Consider the following 19,098-nt stretch of genomic DNA (forward strand, 5'->3'; position numbering starts at 1 on the left):
TTAAGGCTTTGCTTAAATAAGTTCCACTCCATACCTTTGTTAAGCAAATGCTTAAATACAAAGTTATGAATACATGCATCCGTGTCTTTGCCGATAGCGACCAGATCAATAGGTGCAGGGAAGACTTGAAAAGCAAGGGGGAAGGTTTTTTAGAACTGGCAGATGTACTGAATCTTGCCGGTAATGCGGTTCGCCTCAAAATCCTGTACCTCCTGAATCAGGAAAATGAACTTTGTCCGTGCGACTTATCAGACATTTTGGGTATGACAGTTCCGGCCGTCTCTCAACATTTGAAAAAGCTGAAGGATGCAGGAGTCGTGACTACTAAAAAATCGGGGCAAACCATTTTTTATTCAGTAGAAGCGCAAAGTCAGCGAATCATTTCGTCAGTGCTCGATTTGTTTAACCTCCCAAATTCAATTGCTACGTTATGAAAAAATCCCTTTTAACCAGCGGCCTTATAGCCGCTTTAGTGAGTTCCCTTTGCTGTATCACCCCGGTGCTTGCTCTAGTGGCCGGTGCGAGCGGGATCGCGTCCACTTTCTCCTGGCTGGATCCAGCACGGCCTTTTTTTGTAAGTATCACCGTGATTGTGTTGGGATTTGCCTGGTACCAGAAGCTTAAAGCCAGGAAAGCAGAAGACATCGAATGTGCATGTGAAGATGATGAGAAACCAAGCTTTTGGCAGACAAAAAAGTTCTTATCAATAATCACGGTTTTTGCAGCCCTGATGTTAACATTTCCGCTCTATGCTCACATTTTCTACCCCAAAGCCGACAAGCAACTGGTCATCGTAGAGAAGTCCGATATACAGACCGTAAATTTTGAAATCAAAGGAATGACATGTCAGGGCTGTGCAACTCATGTCGAGCACGAAGTAAATAAGCTCGATGGTATACTAAGAGTAGCTGCTTCTTATGAATTGGGCAATGCCGTTGTAGAATTTGACAATACAAAAACAGGTATTCAGGAAATACAACAAGCCATCAACTCAACGGGATATTCCGTGACCAATAAAACAGAGAAATAAATGGAAATCATATTAGAATCAACCATCACCTGCCCTAATTGTGGCCATCAGAAGGAAGAAACCATGCCCACTGACGCCTGTCAGTATTTCTATGAATGTGAAAACTGCCACAAGGTGCTAAAACCAAAAGAAGGAGATTGTTGCGTGTATTGCAGTTATGGAACGGTCAAATGTCCGCCAATACAGGAAAATGGCGGTAGCTGTTGCTAAAATCTTGTTCGATTTGCAATACCCTTGCGTCCTATTATTGTGTTCCTTTGCAGGCAAATGAAATTCATTCTTTCCATATCGTTAGGTTTTCTGTTCCTGATCCAGGCATTGGGGCCTACTATGGATTTATGCTGTGAATTGCCAAAGCTTCCAGTACTTTTTGAACACTACGAGGAGCAGTCTGAACACGACGGAACTTCATTTCTGGAATTTCTTGATTTCCATTATGGAGACGGTCAAAATGAAGAAGACCACCACCATGATGACGAGCATGACAAGAACTTACCCTTCCATGACCAGCATCAGTGTTCCCATGGCTCCATTTTTATTACCCCTTTAATGGAAAAAGTGGAAATACCCACCCAATCCTTTTTCACACTTACTCAGACAGGTTTTTACAGCTTCTCACTCTGCTCTGAACACCCCGAATCCCCATTCCAGCCGCCCAAGGCCTGATTTTCCGGACATTTAAATTGAAGTAGTTATTACTTCCAAGCTGTTGCATGGAGGTGATCCTGCATTTTCAATTTACTCCCCCAGCTCAAAATTCAAGGGCTTTTTCTGCCCTGTCTATCCAAAAAATCAGATTCATAAATGCTAAAAAATGCTGGATAAAATCATTCAATTTTCAGTCAAAAACAAACTGATCATAGGCCTGCTCACGCTTGGTTTGATCATTTGGGGAGGCTACTCCCTTTCGAGACTTCCCATTGATGCCGTACCGGATATTACTAACAATCAGGTTCAGGTCATCACCTCCTCCCCATCTCTGGCAGCTGAGGAGGTAGAACGTTTAATTACATTCCCCATCGAAATTACCATGGCAACCATCCCGGAGTTGGAGGAGATTCGTTCCTTTTCCCGCTTTGGTTTGTCTGTGGTGACCATCGTGTTTAAAGAAGATGTGGATGTGTATTGGGCTCGTCAGCAGGTAAGTGAAAGGCTGACCGATGTACAAGCACAAATCCCTCCAGGTGTAGGTCAGCCGGGCATGGCTCCCATCACTACCGGACTCGGAGAAATCTATCAATATGTGGTGGGAACCGAGAAGGGTTATGAAGATCAATACGATGCCCGTGAACTTCGTACGATTCAGGACTGGATTGTCCGAAGGCAATTACTCGGTACTCCAGGGGTTGCGGATGTGAGCAGCTTTGGCGGTTACCTTAAACAATATGAAATCGCCATAGACCCGGATAGACTAAAGGCCATGAACGTTTCCATTGCCGATATTTTCCAGGCACTGGAAGAAAACAACGAGAATACCGGAGGGGCTTACATTGAAAAAAACCTCAGCGCCTATTTTATCCGAAGTGAAGGCCTGGTGAGCGACATGGACGACATCCGAAACATGCTCATCAAAAATAATCCGGATGGAATTCCGGTTCTCATAAAGGATGTGGCTGAGGTAAATCTTGGTAATTCAGTGCGGTATGGAGCCACTACCCGAGACGGTGAGGGTGAGGTGGTGAGTGCCATTGTGATGATGCTAAAGGGAGAAAACTCCGCGGAAGTAATTGAGAATGTAAAGAGTCGAATTGCTGAGATACAAAAAACATTGCCGGAGGGAGTAACCATCGAGCCCTTCCTGGACCGAACAAAATTGGTAAACACTGCCATTGGTACGGTGAGCAAAAACCTGGCTGAAGGTGCCTTGATCGTGATCTTTGTTTTGTTGCTGCTCTTGGGAAATCTCCGTGCAGGTTTGATTGTAGCCTCGGTCATTCCCCTTGCGCTCCTTTTTGCTTTTGGAATGATGAACTTCTTTGGCGTGTCGGGTAACCTGATGAGCTTGGGCGCTATTGATTTTGGGTTGATCGTGGATGGGGCGGTCATCATTGTAGAGGCCACGTTGCATCATTTGGGCTTGTTGAAACTGGGAAGAAAGCTGACCCAGAATGAAATGGACGAGGAAGTGTACCAGTCGGCCAGCAAAATCCGGAATTCCGCCGCATTCGGAGAAATCATCATTTTAATCGTGTACCTCCCCATTCTTGCTTTAGTGGGGATTGAGGGAAAAATGTTTGGCCCTATGGCACAGACGGTGAGTTTTGCCATTCTGGGAGCATTTATCCTTTCGCTAACCTATGTGCCGATGATGTCAGCACTGGTTCTGAGCAAGAACACTGATTACAAGCCCAATATTTCGGACAAGCTCATGGCTTTTTTCCACAGATTGTACGATCCGGCTATCCGTTGGTCAATGCACAAAAGGCCGCTGATCTTAATCCTGACTGCGGGCTTGTTTCTGGCTTCCTTTTGGGTCTTTTCCAATATGGGTGGGGAATTTATTCCAACCCTAGAGGAAGGAGACTTTGCTGTAGAAACGAGGGTGATGACTGGCAGCTCGCTTGAAAACACCATCCAGGCAACGACTCAGGCAGAAAAAATTCTACTAGAACAGTTCCCGGAAGTAAAGCAGGTAGTATCTAAAATTGGTGCAGGAGAAATCCCAACTGATCCCATGCCGGTAGAAGCTGCTGACATGATGGTGATTCTGGAAAACAAAGATGAATGGGTCTCTGCCTCTAACAGGGAAGAATTAGCCAACAAAATGGCCGAAGCTCTGGAGGTCATTCCGGGAGTTACTTTCGGATTTCAGCAACCCATCCAGATGCGCTTTAACGAACTCATGACTGGGGTTCGGCAGGATGTAGCGGTTAAGATATACGGAGAGGATCTCAATGAGCTTTCGGAATATGCCGAACAGATAGGACGGCTGGCTTCCGGTGTGGAAGGTGCTCAAGATTTGTATATAGAAGAGGTAACCGGTGTTCCGCAGATTGTCATTAATTACAAACGGGATCAATTGGCCAAATACGGCCTGACCATCCGGGATGTAAACCGCTCGGTCCAGGCTGCCTTTGCCGGAGCGTCTGCAGGGCTGGTTTACGAAAACGAAAGACGCTTTGACCTGGTGGTCCGATTGGATAAGACCAATCGGGAGGATGTAGAGTCCGTTCAGAACCTTTACATCGCTAGGAAGGATGGACACCAAATACCGCTCTATCAGGTGGCCGAAGTGGAAATCCAGGAAGGTCCTTACCAAATCCAACGAGACGACACCCGCAGACGGATCATTGTAGCATTCAATGTACGTAACCGGGATGTGGAAAGCATAGTAACAGAGCTTCAGCAGAAAATTGAAGAGACGGTCGTATTTGCACCCGGCTACACCGTGTCTTACGGTGGGCAGTTTGAAAACCTGGTTGAAGCCCGTGAACGACTCTCCTTAGCTGTGCCTCTAGCCCTGCTATTGATATTTGTGTTACTCTATTTCACTTTCGGTTCCATTAAGCAGGGCATCCTCATTTTCACAGCCATCCCACTTTCTGCCATTGGGGGAATCTTCGCTTTATGGCTCAGGGATATGCCATTCAGTATTTCTGCAGGCGTTGGTTTCATTGCTTTATTTGGGGTAGCAGTGCTGAATGGCATTGTCCTCATTGGTGAATTCAATCACCTGAAAAAAGAAGGTGTATCTGATATTTTCGAACGGATTTACAAAGGCACGAGTGTACGTCTGCGACCGGTAATCATGACGGCTGCCGTGGCTTCCATGGGCTTTCTGCCGATGGCTCTGTCCCAGTCCGGTGGTGCAGAAGTCCAGCGTCCACTGGCCACTGTAGTGATTGGCGGTTTGATCACGGCTACCTTTCTGACATTGGTTGTGCTGCCTATCCTGTACTATTATTTTGAAAGAGGGATAAAGATGAAACCAGGGGCAATTGTTCCACTTTTGGCTATCGGCTTGCTTTGTGTTCAGATGCCTAAAGCCAAGGCGCAGGATTCTCTGGTCAGCTATCAGTCATTGGATGAAGCCATTCAAGTTGCGATCCAAAACAATCCAACCCTGAAAGCAGCAGACTTGCAAACCCAGCAGGAAAGGGAGCTGAAAGGGACCAGCTGGAATATGGCTAAAACCAATTTTAGCCTCACTCACGGACAGTACAACAGCATTTACAACAATGACAATCAGTTCAACATCTCCCAATCCATGGAATTTCCCACGGTTTATGCCAATCAAAAGAAATTGGCCAAAGCACGGATTGAAGCGAGTGAATGGATGCATTCGGCTACCCAAAACGAACTGGTTCAGCAAGTAAAGGTTTCCTGGTATTTGTTGTGGCTGGAAAAAAGCAAACAACAATTACTGCAGGAGCAAGATGAAATTTACGAGAGATTTGTCCAAGTGGCCAGTCTCCGCTATCAAACCGGGGAAACCAATTTGCTTGAAAAAGCAACTGCGGAGTCCCAAGTAGCAGAACTCAAGGCCATGCTTCAGCAAAACCAGTCGGATATCGAAATCCACAGGACACAGCTGCAAACCTTGCTTAATCTGGATAGTATTGGGGATATCGCCATGGGCTATCTGGAAGCAAGGGAGAGCAATGTACTTCTCGATACGCAAGGAATTGCCAACAATCCTACACTTGCCTGGTTTCGCCAACAAATGGAAGTAGCCGAAAAAGAGAAATCGGTGGAGAAGGCAAAGTTCTTACCCGACCTTTCGGCAGGGTATTTCAACCAGTCCCTCAATGGACCTAATCAGGATTTGGATGGTAACCCCGTCACTTTTACCTCCAGCGACCGGTTCACCGGATTTCAAGTGGGAATGGCCATCCCCATTTTTGGGGCGAAGTCCCAAGCATCGGCCATCAAAGCGGCCGAATTGAAAAAGCAGGAAAGCGAAGCACGGCTGCAAGCGGTGACAAACCAACTGCAAGGCAGGCTAAACTCACTCATTCAGCAGTACCAAAAATTTCAGACCAGCCTTGAGTATTATGAGCAAAACGCACTGCCTCAGGCAGAGCTAATTCTTAAACAGGCTCAAAAAGGATTTGAAAGCGGGGAAATCGGCTACGTGGAATACATTCAGGGACTTAACCGGGCATTGGCTGTCCGGTTTAATTACCTGGACATTCTCAACCAGTACAATCAGACTGTTATCCAGATCGAGTTCATTTCAGGCGTTCAATAAAAAGACATTCAACAATGGAAAATATATTCAAATACATCAGCAAAACTTCAATGGCTCTTCTCCTGGGGTTGACCATTTCCTCCTGCGGACCACAAGATGAGGAAGTCATTGAGGTGAATCATACAGAAAGTGAGAATACAGTGGAACTTACCAAAGCGCAGTTTGAGCAGGCAGGCATCAAATTCGGAAGCCTTGAGAAGCGGGTTATTGGTTCGGAACTCCGGGTCAACGGGGTGATTGACGTGCCCCCGCAAAGCAATATTTCCATCCATATGCCCTATGGAGGCTTTGTGAAATACACTGAAATGCTGCCTGGCACAAAGGTTAAAAAAGGTCAGTTATTGGTGGTAATTGAAAATCCGGAGTTCATCCAGTTTCAACAAGAATACCTGGAGAGTCTGGCCAAACAGGAATTTCTGAAAGCCGAATTTGACCGTCAGAAGGAGCTGTTTGATGAAAAAGTAGCTTCTGGTAAAACATTTCAGCAAGCCAAAAGTGACTTTCTGGCTAATGAAGCCCGGATTAAAACTATGGAAGAACGATTGAAGCTCATTGGCTTCAATCCGGCAAAAATCCGCGAAGGATATATCTCGGCTTCTGTAAATATTTTCGCTCCGGTTAACGGTGCCGTTCGGGAGATTTATACCAATGTGGGCAAATACATCAACCCGCAAGATGTGATCATGGACATTACCAATGCCGAAGACCTGCATGTGGAACTTACCGTGTATGAAAACGACATCCCCAGAGTGCAGGAAGGACAACGGATCCGCTTTGCATTGGCGAATTCTCCTGAAGAATGGCGGGAAGCAGAAGTATTTCTGATAGGTAGCGGAGTGCGGGAAGACCGGTCGGTGACTGTACATGGCCACTTAGAAAAGATGCACGAAGATTTGAAGCCGGGAATGTATATAGCTGCAAGGATCGAAACCGACAGCAACGAAGTGTTGGCTATCCAAGAGGAAGGAATCGTTCGGTTTGGTGGAAAACAATATGTCTTTGCCTATACAGGAGAAAAAACAGAAAACGGTGCAACCGTTCATGATTTTGAAATGATGGAAGTCATCAAAGGATATACCGAAGATGGCTATACCCAGATTTCTTTGGCCGATTCAGAAAAGGACCTAAGTGCCCTTCAAGTGGTCACCAAAGGTGCTTTCACCTTGTTGGCTAAAGCCAAAAATACCGAAGAAGAAGGAGAAGGACACGCACATTAAAATGAATCATCCTTATGATCAAAGAACTCGAAGATAAACTCAAGCAGAAAGACATCCGACCAACAGCCATGAGGCTGTTGGTGTTGGAAGCACTGGCAGGTCAAGAGACGGCCATCAGCCTTTCCGACTTGGAAAAGGCCTTTGAAAAGTCAGACCGGGTGACACTATTCCGCACCCTGAAAACCTTTCAGGAAAATGGACTGGTGCACAGTATCGATGACGGTACCGGAGCGCCTAAATACGCCCTATGCGAAGAGGGATGCGAGTGTAATATCGAAAGGGACCTGCATGTGCATTTTCATTGTCGGGTGTGTAGCGAAACCTTCTGTTTGCCCAAGTATAAAATCCCGGAAATTGAACTGCCAAGCATGTTCAAAGGGGAAGAAGCCAACTTGGTAGTAAAGGGGATTTGCGGGAAATGTGCAGGATGAATATTGCAAGTACTATGCATTGGGTTTACTAGTAATTTTAAGTCAAACATCCAATGAAATGAAACCATGCATCATGGAAAACCTCACAACTTAGGATGATTAGGAGCATATGAAATTTAATACCACCATGCCGAAAGGCTTAAAGCCACATTATCAAAAAGAACTGGATGCATATCGGGATAAACTGGGGAAGTGGTTTTTACGGGAAGCTTGGCAGCATCTGGAAAGGGCCCACATCCTTGGTCAGCCCTATCCTTACCAGCACTCTGAAGTGCATTGGCTCATGCTTCGGTTTGGTTTTAAAATCAAAGACTGGAAGGAAATACGGGGTCAGATTCTCAGGCTCTTTGTAGGTGGAGTAAAATCCTTTGTAGGGAAAATACCTGTAGGTAATACTGGAGGCGCCAATGTTCCGCCTCTCTTGCCTATGGAAATACCAGCAGATCTGAAGGCAATAATAAATCAGTTCAAAAAATAAAATAGTCCTAAAGAATGACCGCTCTACTCACCGGTACCATTATGCTCAGTCTCCTTCATGGACTGATTCCCAGCCATTGGCTGCCGGTGCTGGCCCTGAAAGAAAAGTTTGGATGGGAGGGAAACAAGACGGTTCGCATTGCAGCGATGGCAGCTTTGGCTCACTCGCTGAGCACCTTTTTGTTAGGAGTGTTTTTGGGTTTGTTCAGCTTGTCACTTTCTGAAAACCTACACACTTACACCCGTTGGGTCATTCCTGGATTGCTTATAGCCATCGGCTTTTATTTTGTCATTCAACACCACCGTCATCACCACTTTCACATTGCTGAAAAACAAAAGCTGGAAAAAGCAGGAGCAGCGCAGGTTGTGACTTTGCTGGTATTTACCATGTTTCTTTCGCCCTGCCTGGAAATTGAAGCCTACTTCCTTATGGCAGGAACTCATGGCTTTCCAATGATCCTAGCTGTGGGACTACTCTACACCATTGTTTCTGTGTTCGGGATTACTTTTTGGGTTTACCTGGCCCAAAAAGGGCTGCACCGATTCAACTGGCACAAATTGGAACATAATGCAGGACTGATTTCCGGTGGCATACTTATTCTCACTGGCATCATTTCCTTTTTCACAGATTAAAACAGATTAGACGATGACAAATACAAATCACTTAGACGATAAAGCCTGCTGCAGCACTGACCAGCATCCAGGCAAACCAAAAAAGGAAGAGGAAAAAACCTCTCCAACTTTTCTGCAAACTTGGGGAAGTGGTATGGTGAGCTTTGTCATGCTACTTGCTGGAATTGCCGCTGACCAGTTGGGACAGCCTGCAATTTTCCAGGGATGGATTCGCATTGGCTGGTATGTGCTGGCCTATTTGCCCGTGGGATGGCCGGTGTTGGTCAAAGGCTGGAAGTCCATCTTAAAAGGTGATGTGTTCACTGAATTTTTCCTCATGGGCATAGCCACATTGGGGGCTTTTGCCATAGGGGAATATCCAGAGGCGGTTGCGGTGATGCTTTTCTATGCCATCGGTGAGTTGTTTCAGGATGCGGCCGTGAACCGGGCCAAGCGAAACATCAAAGCCCTGTTGGACATCCGCCCCGATTCGGCTTCGGTTTATAGAGGTGGGCAAACGGTGTCCGTACACCCCGAGGAAGTACAAATTGGGGAAACCATCCAGGTTAAACCCGGAGAAAAAGTACCCCTCGATGGGGAAATGATCAGTGAAAAAGGCAGCTTTAATACCTCGGCCCTAACTGGCGAAAGCAAACCTGCGACCTACAACAAAGGAGAAAATGTGCTTGCTGGGATGGTGAACCTCGATAGGCTGATTGAATTGAAAGTTATCAGACGGTTCAATGAAAGTTCAATTGCCCGCATCCTTGAGCTAGTCCAGAATGCCACCTCACGCAAGGCAAAAACTGAACAGTTCATCCGTAAGTTTGCACGGGTCTATACACCCATTGTCACCTTTCTGGCCATCGGCCTGGCCTTCTTGCCTTATTTCTTTTTGGAAGACTATATGTTTGAAGCATGGCTTTATCGGGCCTTGATCTTTTTGGTGATCTCATGCCCCTGTGCGTTGGTTGTTTCTATCCCACTTGGTTATTTCGGAGGGATTGGTGCAGCCTCCCGAAAAGGCATACTGTTTAAAGGTTCCAACTTTCTTGACCTCATGACCAGCGTTACTACCGTGGTGATGGACAAAACAGGCACACTTACAAAGGGAGTGTTTGAAGTTCAGAAAGCCGTGACCATGGAGGGAATTACACTTGATTGGCTTAGTCTGACAGCAGCAATGGAAAGCAAATCCACCCATCCCATCGCAAAAGCCATTACAGAGTATGCTAAAAAGCAAGGAAGAGAAATTTCAGAACCCGAACAACAGGAGGAAATTGCCGGGCACGGACTGAAAGGAATTGTAAATGGCAAGCATGTGCTGGTAGGCAATCAAAAACTGCTGGATAAGGAAGGGATTGTTACCCATACTGATGCAGCCAGGGAGGTCAATACCGTTATCCATGTAGCAGTAGACCAAAAATATGCGGGATATCTAGTGATCGCGGATGAACTGAAAGAAGATGCTGTTCAGTCCATCAATGAACTACACAAATTAGGAGTTCGGGAACTGATCATGCTGTCAGGAGATAAGAATGCAGTGACCCAACAGGTGGCAAAATCACTCGGAATAGATAAAGCCTTTGGTGATCTGCTGCCTGAGCAAAAGGTGGAAAAGGTAGAAGAACTGAAAAAAGATGCCAGCCGGGTCATTGCTTTTGTGGGGGACGGTATCAATGATGCTCCTGTCCTTGCTCTGGCCGATGTGGGAATTGCAATGGGTGGTTTGGGTAGTGATGCAGCCATTGAGACAGCTGATGTTGTGATTCAGACTGACCAGCCCTCAAAAATTGCTACTGCTATTCAGTTAGGCAAGCAGACAAAACGGATCGTATGGCAAAATATCAGCTTGGCTTTTGGAGTGAAGGTTATTGTACTGGCACTTGGAGCCGGAGGTATAGCCACCATGTGGGAAGCAGTCTTTGCCGACGTTGGAGTGGCATTGCTGGCAATTTTGAACGCTGTAAGAATACAGCGCTCTTAACCCAAAGTTCAATCAGGTGTACTTGCAATCCTCTTTTTCTTTAGCTGAAGGTTGGCATTCCTAAGGTTGGGTTACTTTTTCAACCGGTTGAAGTTAAAGACTCGTTTTCAAATGGATTTTCAATTCCATCCCTAAGTCATTTCCCCCGTTTCGCCCACTCCTTTCGTTTCGATCCATTCGCGCCATTTTTCAAATGACAGCTCTTTTCTTTCCACTTTAGGAAAGGGCTTTCACTCCCCACGGCTACCGCTTCACTCCACTTACCCTTCTCCTAAGTCCCGGCAAGCCTTGGACTCGGGAAGGCCGTATCGTGAAGCAGTAGCCCGAACCTCCTTTAGGGAGGCAAGCCTTTTTTGATTTTTCTTCCGAGTACATCGAGATTTTTGTCCGTTTCGGTCGGTGAGCGCTCCATTCCATTTTTTTCTACTCGATCCCCCGGTCTTCGGTGTATGACACGACGATGCAAAGGTTGAGTGCGAACCTGCAACAGTCAAAAGTGCGCTCCGCCCTGATCTAAAAAACAGGGTCTCCTACGGACTGCCTCCCAGTTTTTTATCCCAAGCTTTTGCCCTATGCAGAGCCACACTCCTTGGGTTGCATGTCGGTCAGAACCTCAATACCAGTGGATAAAAAAAATGTCACTTCACGCCCACATATCGCCCTTCACTTCCAAAAAATTACCCCTTGAACTCGGGAAAAATCTCGGTATAAGTGTCGGGTCGAACTTCCTAATATCCTTGGATATAACTGGGCTTTATGTGGCTGATAGACAAATCAATAATCACTTTATCAATCCTTTTCTGTCACAATTTAAAACATTATCACTATGAAAGCTTGGGAAAATTTCAACCAATTAGCGGAAACTGTCACCAATGAAATTATCGAAGGTATCCAAAATGAAAATCTTACTTGGGAACAGGTATGGAGTCCTAAAAACTCTCCGAAGAATTATGCTTCCAACCGTCCTTATTTGGGATTCAATGCACTTTGGCTTGCCTGGGTGACTATTTCTAAGAAATTCAAAAGTCCCTATTTCCTGACCTATAATCAGGCAAAACACCTTGGCGGTAATGTCAAGAAGGATGAAAAAGGCTCTAAAGTCGTATTCTGGAAGATTTCCAAGTTTGTAAAAGGAAAGGCTATCAATGAAGAAGGAGAAAGCGAGGACCTGTTTGGAAGGAAATTTACCCCCTTTATCTGGACGGTTTTCAATATCGATCAAATAGAAGGAATCGATTTTTCCATTGACGGTGCTGAAGAAAGGGTTTTTTCCCCAATCGAAACTTGCGAATCAATCATTTCAGGCTACACCACCTGTCCGGATATTTTTCATGAAGGAGACGAGGCATTTTACAGCCCATCCAAAGATTTAATCAATATGCCGGAAAAGGAATCCTTCAAAGGAGACGAGCAATATTATTCTGTTCTTTTTCATGAAATGATCCATAGCACAGGCCATTCGATCAGATTAGGAAGATTTGTCGAAAGACCGGCTTTGGTTGGTTTTGGTTCGGTGGAATATTCAAAAGAGGAATTGATTGCCGAAATGGGAGCCAGTTTTTTGAATGCTTTTGCCGGAATCAAGGATGCCAATTTCAAAAACTCCTTGGCCTACCTGAAAGGATGGTTTAAACCACTTCAGGAAGATCCAAAAATGCTGATTTATGCAGCCCAAAAAGCACATCAAGCAGCCAATTACATCCTTGGAATTGACCAAGAAGGGGAGGAGTAATTCTCCTTTTTTTTGTCAATTTTTTCTTTCCATCCACCAAAAAAAATCGACCCCCTTCGGTGGTACTTCTGAATAGGAGAGAAATTCTTGCAGGAAGTTTATCGCTCCACTAAATCAAAAAAGACCATGAATGATGGAGCTAAAAAACGGAAGAAATCAGGTTGCAGAATCCCTACTATAGATCAAATCAGGGATTATTTCTTAACCAACAGGTTTGGAATAGAAGAAGGGGAGCTTTTCTTTTTCTTCCACCGATCAACTTATTGGCGTTCGCAGTCTGGGGATCCAATTGGAGATTGGATGAAAGCAGCAGACAGGTGGATGTGGAATTTGGAAAACTGACAGGTTTTTGGATTAGTTAGGAATCTTCAATCTTCTAATCTTGGAGAAATAGGCATTATCAAAAAGTGATTGGTTCTTGCAAGATTTTTTTCTAGTGTTTAAAATGTTGACATGGATTTGTCAAGAAAATTAACACTCGAAGAGGAAAGTCTCCGGGAAGAATTGGTGACCTTGGAGGAGCGTATCAGATTGAAGATTCGAAGGATCTGTGAAACCAATTTGAAGTTGCCTTATGAGCGACTCGCAGCGGGTCGGCACCTAAAGGAATTGTGCTTGTTGGCGATTGCATCAATAGACAATGGAGATGAAATCACGTTAGCGGCCAGTTTGAGGGAATTAAGAGAAAAGGGGATAAATATTTGAAATTTCGGATACGTTTAAAGCTTATCCAAAATTTCCCGAATCAACCGCTCCCTGTCCAGTTCCTTTTTTCTTTTTGTCCGTAGGCTTAAGATGTAAAGTATCCAAATCCCCCACGCAACTGCAAAAAGCAGAAAAGGATTTTCTGCTCCCAATGCTCCAATCATTGCAATGAAGCTGATGAAAATAGTTCCTAAAAATTTGATGGTTGGCCACATGATTGAACGGTTTGATAATCAATATACTATTTTACGGTTTTGGATCAAAGCGTGTTGGGTTTTACATATAAATAAATAAAAAAGTATTTATATAAATATGTGTTCAAATCTGTTTCGAATTTTCAAAGTCTGATCAATCGAGACGTGAACGCAAAAGCTGGTATTAGAATGGTACTAATAAAGGCCTTGGATAAAGTTTTGGTTAGTAGGGAATTAGTGGCTGTGTTTATGATTACACTTCTGAATGAAATACTCTGGACTGTGCCTTGTTTGGAAAACTAGTTTCAAAAATAATGACATGCCCATAACTATCCTTTAATCTCGACCAAATGGAAAATAACTTAATCATTGCCTTCGGAGACATCCACGGCTGCTATCAAGCCGCTGCCAAAGCCGTCAGGCTCAGCGAAGAATTGGATGCAAAAGCAATATTCCTCGGTGATTATGTAGATCGAGGTCCATCGGCAGTCAAAACACTTCAGATCCTAATCGAAGCCCAAAAGAAACATCCTGATTGGATCTTTATCAGGGGAAATCATGATCAGATGCTTTTGGACTTGATTGAGGAAAAAGCGAGTCCCATGGATATCGGTACCGTTCTCAATGGTGAATTTGACTATTGGCAAGCAGCTAAGTCTTTCTTCGAGTGGAAGGAATTAGATGCTGAGGGAAGGAAAGCAATTTATGATTTCTTAAATGGAACCATCCTATTTCACGAAACCCGAGATTTTATCTTTTGCCATGCTGTCTTGCGAGATACGGGTGAGGAACTTGGAAAAAAGTCAATGGATGAATTGATGTGGAATTATGATTATGAGCCACATTGGACCGGGAAGCGCTTTATTCATGGCCACTTACCGATAAGGAGTGTAAGTGAAACAGGGCAGGGCATCAATATCAATACCTGCTGTGGATATGGTGGGCTGCTTACTGGGTTGATATTTGATGAAATCAATCCAACCGATTATTCCACGATTCAAATCTCTGAAAATGGGGGTTTAGCTTAGGCCTAATTGGAAAAATCAAAAAAATGGAATCTCATAGTAAAGCAGCAATGTTTATATTTGAAAAATAGTCACCTACATATTTGGCCCAGAAAAAAGTGTGATCCAATTTCACATTTCGCCACTAGCTGGAATGCAAGAGATTGAAGTTCTTTATTGGGATTAGTTTTTCGTAAGTTCAATCCAAACTAATCCATTTATCTGAATTCATGCTGGAGCCACTCCTTATCGTCACGTTATTTCTCGGATCTGGATTTGTACTTTCCTTGGTCCAAGATTCACATTTGAAGAGGCCATTCCTTTCGAAGGTGGGATTTAGGCTAGTTAGCTTTGGTTCCTTCAGCTTTTTCATTTTGGGATCTTTTGCGGCATTGAAGTTTCTTTTTGGTTTCTAAAATTTTTTGCAATTCGTACAGCTCGTACGCATCGTACACCTCGCACCGTACGAAGTGTTCGAGGATCGATATTTGAAAAGATTCAATTGAAGTTCCAGGTAGATAGATCCCAGGATTTGATCAATTACAGGTTGAAGGGAAGTCCCTGAAAACTTTTCAAAAAAACAGCGGACAAGTTCTATTGGGGAAACGTTGGGACGAAACGTGGAAGTATCAATTCAAAAATCAGACAGATTCGCTACTGAATTAGCTACTGACTCCAAAAAATAAACCCTAACTACCAATATTTCAGGCAGTTAGGGTGTTTGTTTGCAGAGAGTGGGGGATTCGAACCCCCGGTACGGTTTGACCCGTACGACAGTTTAGCAAACTGCTGGTTTAAGCCACTCACCCAACTCTCTCTGTCACCTTTCTGTAGATTTGGAAGGAATAAATACCCTTCCTTCTCCTAAGGCGTTGCAAATATAAATCAATTGATAAGATTATAACAAAAATATAGGAGATAGAAATTAATTCTAAATTACTTTTTCGATAAAATACTGACTATCAAAAGAAATAATTTTATGACAATTGATGCTAAAGTTTAAAAATACCCAGTACTGGGTATTTTTTTTGAGAAATGGTTTTCTAAATTTGATCTTTAACCAATTATTAATATGCTAATACAGACGAATAAGGGTAATTTTTTGATTGAAAGAAATCAACCTAAGTCGGATTTTGTCAGAATTAAAACTAATTCTAAAGAAGAACTGGAAAGATTTTTTGGCTCCCTCCAAATTGACTTTTCTCAGAATTCTGAATTTCCCTATCAGGTGTGTGCCTGCAAACAGGAATTTGCAAATGCACTAATCTTGATGGTGAAAGAAATTGAATATTCTGATTTTCAACAAAATGATCTGGTTAATTAAACTTATCTAAAAATAATTCTATTTATTTTTAAAATGCTTTTCAGTGATGAAAAGCATTTTTTGTTTACCTACTTACTTTTTAATGACAGTTAAAGAATAATCATTGGATATATCTGTTTTTCAAGTATTTAATTCTAAAAAACCTCCTTTTTTTTATTGAATATTTTTATCAATATTTCGCATTGAATATTAAGGAAGTTATCACCTACCACTTCTTTCTATCGTGATTAGTGCAGAAAAAATAGAGGAACTCAAACCTGAGGTATTAATGGACTCTGACCATTTTTACTGGGTCATCTTGGATGTAGAAGGTTGTATCATGAATGCAAATAGAATCTTTTTTGATTCTATGGTTGGATCATTGAATTCGGACTTTAAAGAAATTTTAAACGCTGAATCCAAGCTGAAATTTTCCAATTCCTTGGATGATTTATTTTCTTCACCGCAAGAAAAGCAACATCTACTTTTGGATTTATCTCTGGGAGATAAAGCTTCTAATTTTTGTTGGGAGTTTTCTATAATCACTGATCCAAATATGGATTTGCTTGGGGTTGTGGGGATAGGAATTAATTTGAGTGATCTGGACCGTGGATTTTCATGGGATAAACTCAAAAATGTTCTTGAATTTTCAAGTCTCCGACTTGATCCCGATTTCAATGTGATCGATGTAGAAGAGAATGTTTGCAAATGGTTAGGTGCAAGTCCTGAAAAAATCATTGGTCAAAATCCATTTAATACCTTCCTCACTCCAGTAGAGGATAGGAAGATGGAAAAATTAAAACGCTTAGATAGTCTTTCTTCAACTTGCTTATTACTTAAAAGGACAACTGATGATTGTCAATATTCCGGCCTTATATTGGCCGCTAAAGATGGGTTTCAACTTTTTTTATTACCAAAAATGAAAGAGCATTTTCCATCCAATATCATCAAACCCTTTGATGAAAACCTGCTGATGGCTATTCCAGGATCCGTTTGGATAGTGGATTCAGAAATGAGGATTTTACAACAGAATAAATCTGGAAAGAACCTCTCCAGGTCCTGGAAAGGAAAGTCATTTTCTGAAGGTTCCTTGTTTCATTTTGACGTTAAAAATTCTGTGTTCGGTGGTTTGGTGGAAAAAGTGAAATCCTGCCAGGATTCCGGTCAAGCCGAAGAGCTTGAGCTCAGATTGAAGTTTCACCCAAATGATTATGGTCATTGGAAAATCTCAATAAAACCTCTTAATAATAATTTTGGTGAAAGAATCGCGGTATTAATCCAAGTCATTGATATTTCTTCTTTTGGAAATAAAATTCGCAAAGTGGAATTTGAAAACCAGAAACTTAAGGAATTGGCTTTGAAGCCTTCCCATATTCTGAGATCGCCCCTTTCTTCCATGCTGGGATTATTGGATTTAATAGATCCGAATCAGCTGGATATAGAAAATCAAAAATACTTCTCGTATTTGAAGCCTTTGGCCAAAGAGCTTGATAGTGTAATTCGGTCCAATGCTAAAAAAATGAGCGTTTTTGATTAAAATAATCCTTTAACATCCATTTCTGAAAGCTGAGCGGGGATAACTAATCCTCCCAGAGGAATTCTTTCTCCAGAAATATAGATTTCTGATTTTTCTTTGAATACGATTCCTTCAGTTTGGGAGGTAATAGAAAGACTTCCTAAAATTGTTTTTCTTTTTGTCCCTGAAAAGAAATCAGTCCCCGAAAAGCTGGAAAGTAGCCAGATAAATGATTGGGAATTTAACCCTGAATTATCGTATCCAAGTAGAATTATCTCCTCTCCATTTTCGCTGATATCAGCTCCCGTAATTAATCCCTTAGAGTCAAATTCTTCTTTAGAGGATAAAACTTGGGCCTGATTGAGATCATCAAGAATATAGTGTCTTGTCTTATTGTTTTCCCAGTTTTTCGTAAACAAGTGAAGTTTGCCATTGAGGTAGAAAAAGCTTTCACAGTCGTAATTATTGGCATTCGGTTTACTGGAAAAGTCTACTTGGTCTTGATAGGAAAATGGAATTGTTTCTGCTGAAACTTCGGTGGAATTGAGTAAATCTGAAATTGGGATTTTTAAGACGTTTAGATCTTTTCTGTTGCCATAGTTATTGCCAAAATCCCCTATGAACAAGTGAGTAGAACTTGTAGTCAAATCTTCCCAATCTTTATTAGTAGCATTGATCACTGTAATCTCCCTGATCAGCTCACCTGTTAGTGGATTTAATTCTTGGATTTTAGGATCATTCCCTCCGTCATTGATGGAAAAATATCGGTCTCCAATTTTTGCCAAACCTGAACTTTCTCCCATTTGTTGGGCTAAGGAAATATCAGTCAAAGGCTTTATGAAAGTAGGCTTGTTTTCACTGTCCAAAAGAATGTCATCCATTTTTATATCAAAATCATTTTCATCAAAATCAAACAGGGTAGTTTCTCCCTCTTTTAAAATGAACTTGTTGTTATGCTGAAAGGAAACACTCTTATTTACTATTCTGAATTTATTTTCTGGTGGTACGGTGGTTAATTCTGTACTCGTTTTTATGCCTCCTTTAATATAACAATAGTAAAAATCACCACTCTCAAAAAATGAGATGTCAGTAGGAGAGCTGAAAACTGGGTTAGTTGATAGATTTGTTTTTCTAATAGTTAAGAGTCCGAAATCAGAGCTGGCCAAAAGTGTTAAATTTTGCTGCTCTTGATTTAATTGCACCTCTCCACTAAGGTTAATTGGTAAATATTTTGAAAAATCACCCAGCTGCTGCATTCCAGAATACCTGAGTTTTCCCAGAGGTAATTCGATAGTGTAGGGCTTGTTGAAATCGTTTGGATCTATCGTGATCTGGAAAGTCTCTCCATTCTCATGTTCAAATAAAACCACCAGATTTTCATCAAATTTATGGACCCAATTTTCATCGCTGGAAGGATTTTGACTGATGGGCATTCCATCTGCTCGTAAGCTTAAGCCTGTGATCGAAAGAATTCCATATCCAGACCTTGGCTTCTCATCTTCTTTGCAGGAAAATAGCAGGACAATTGAAAAAATTAGAATCAGGTTTTTTGCCATGTTTAAAAATAGAAAATATTTCAAATGATTATCCGCGATGGAGACAGGAATTAAGTATTGAGTTTAGAAAGTCGCGGATAATCTCGTCCATCGATAACAGTCCACTGTCCACATCACGTTGAAATATACTTCAACCACTTTTT

The 19,098-nt window shown here is 42.6% G+C and carries 17 protein-coding genes and 1 tRNA gene; 15 read left to right on the forward strand and 3 right to left on the reverse strand.

Annotation, left to right across the window (positions count from 1 at the left end; translation table 11 throughout):
* The first annotated feature begins 65 nt into the window (after positions 1–65).
* The 13 genes from FHS59_RS16290 (at position 66) to FHS59_RS16345 (ending at position 13,382) form a co-directional block, all read left to right on the forward strand.
* Entirely contained in the window at positions 66–434 is a 369-nt protein-coding gene (locus FHS59_RS16290; protein ID WP_200820543.1) for an ArsR/SmtB family transcription factor, read from the forward strand.
* A complete protein-coding gene (merTP, locus tag FHS59_RS16295; protein ID WP_077353374.1) occupies positions 431–1,030 on the forward strand; it encodes a mercuric transport protein MerTP in 600 nt (199 codons plus the stop codon). Before FHS59_RS16290 ends, merTP begins: the two co-directional genes overlap by 4 nt.
* The gene (locus FHS59_RS23335) at positions 1,031–1,240 is read left to right on the forward strand and encodes a GDCCVxC domain-containing (seleno)protein (protein WP_103923850.1); all 210 of its coding nucleotides are present in this window, start codon (positions 1,031–1,033) and stop codon (positions 1,238–1,240) included. It begins immediately after the preceding gene.
* 24 nt (positions 1,241–1,264) lie between these two features.
* Positions 1,265–1,696: a hypothetical protein gene (locus FHS59_RS16300; protein ID WP_103923851.1), complete on the forward strand. Its 432-nt coding sequence runs from the start codon at positions 1,265–1,267 to the stop codon at positions 1,694–1,696.
* Positions 1,697–1,844: 148 nt separating this feature from the next.
* Positions 1,845–6,221, forward strand: a complete 4,377-nt coding sequence (locus FHS59_RS16305; protein ID WP_111390976.1) for a CusA/CzcA family heavy metal efflux RND transporter — start codon at positions 1,845–1,847, stop codon at positions 6,219–6,221.
* A gap of 14 nt (positions 6,222–6,235) precedes the next feature.
* The gene (locus FHS59_RS16310; protein WP_184496443.1) at positions 6,236–7,438 is read left to right on the forward strand and encodes an efflux RND transporter periplasmic adaptor subunit; all 1,203 of its coding nucleotides are present in this window, start codon (positions 6,236–6,238) and stop codon (positions 7,436–7,438) included.
* 14 nt (positions 7,439–7,452) lie between these two features.
* Positions 7,453–7,869 carry a Fur family transcriptional regulator gene (locus tag FHS59_RS16315; protein WP_111390978.1) on the forward strand — a complete coding sequence of 139 codons (417 nt, stop codon included), beginning with the start codon at positions 7,453–7,455 and terminating at the stop codon, positions 7,867–7,869.
* A gap of 109 nt (positions 7,870–7,978) precedes the next feature.
* Entirely contained in the window at positions 7,979–8,347 is a 369-nt protein-coding gene (locus FHS59_RS16320; protein WP_111390979.1) for a DUF3703 domain-containing protein, read from the forward strand.
* 14 nt (positions 8,348–8,361) lie between these two features.
* Entirely contained in the window at positions 8,362–8,979 is a 618-nt protein-coding gene (locus tag FHS59_RS16325) for a hypothetical protein (RefSeq protein ID WP_184496444.1), read from the forward strand.
* Positions 8,980–8,992: 13 nt separating this feature from the next.
* Positions 8,993–10,945, forward strand: coding sequence for a heavy metal translocating P-type ATPase (locus FHS59_RS16330; protein ID WP_111390981.1), 1,953 nt, complete (start codon positions 8,993–8,995; stop codon positions 10,943–10,945).
* Between the two features lie 826 nt (positions 10,946–11,771).
* The gene (locus FHS59_RS16335) at positions 11,772–12,677 is read left to right on the forward strand and encodes an ArdC family protein (protein ID WP_111390983.1); all 906 of its coding nucleotides are present in this window, start codon (positions 11,772–11,774) and stop codon (positions 12,675–12,677) included.
* A 126-nt stretch (positions 12,678–12,803) separates the two neighbouring features.
* Positions 12,804–13,019 (forward strand): hypothetical protein, encoded by a 216-nt coding sequence (locus FHS59_RS16340; protein ID WP_111390984.1) that lies wholly within the window; start codon positions 12,804–12,806, stop codon positions 13,017–13,019.
* Between the two features lie 111 nt (positions 13,020–13,130).
* Entirely contained in the window at positions 13,131–13,382 is a 252-nt protein-coding gene (locus tag FHS59_RS16345) for a hypothetical protein (RefSeq protein ID WP_111390985.1), read from the forward strand.
* A gap of 14 nt (positions 13,383–13,396) precedes the next feature.
* On the opposite strand, the gene FHS59_RS16350 is transcribed toward FHS59_RS16345, so the two are convergent.
* Complete coding sequence (locus tag FHS59_RS16350; RefSeq protein WP_111390986.1) at positions 13,397–13,597, reverse strand: hypothetical protein; 201 nt, start codon at positions 13,595–13,597, stop codon at positions 13,397–13,399.
* 329 nt (positions 13,598–13,926) lie between these two features.
* Between FHS59_RS16350 and FHS59_RS16355 the strand changes: the two genes are divergently transcribed.
* A complete protein-coding gene (locus tag FHS59_RS16355) occupies positions 13,927–14,604 on the forward strand; it encodes a metallophosphoesterase (RefSeq protein WP_184496445.1) in 678 nt (225 codons plus the stop codon).
* Positions 14,605–15,308: 704 nt separating this feature from the next.
* Here FHS59_RS16355 and FHS59_RS16360 read toward each other — a convergent pair.
* Positions 15,309–15,397, reverse strand: a tRNA-Ser gene (locus FHS59_RS16360).
* 730 nt (positions 15,398–16,127) lie between these two features.
* Between FHS59_RS16360 and FHS59_RS16365 the strand changes: the two genes are divergently transcribed.
* A complete protein-coding gene (locus FHS59_RS16365) occupies positions 16,128–17,420 on the forward strand; it encodes a PAS domain-containing protein (RefSeq protein WP_184496446.1) in 1,293 nt (430 codons plus the stop codon).
* On the opposite strand, the gene FHS59_RS16370 is transcribed toward FHS59_RS16365, so the two are convergent.
* On the reverse strand, positions 17,417–18,955 hold the full coding sequence (locus tag FHS59_RS16370; RefSeq protein WP_184496447.1) for a hypothetical protein: 1,539 nt from the start codon (positions 18,953–18,955) through the stop codon (positions 17,417–17,419). The two genes, FHS59_RS16365 and FHS59_RS16370, sit on opposite strands and share 4 nt — an antisense overlap.
* Between the last annotated feature and the right edge of the window lie 143 nt (positions 18,956–19,098).

It is taken from the genome of Algoriphagus iocasae, assembly GCF_014206875.1.
Taxonomy (GTDB): Bacteria; Bacteroidota; Bacteroidia; order Cytophagales; family Cyclobacteriaceae; genus Algoriphagus; species Algoriphagus iocasae.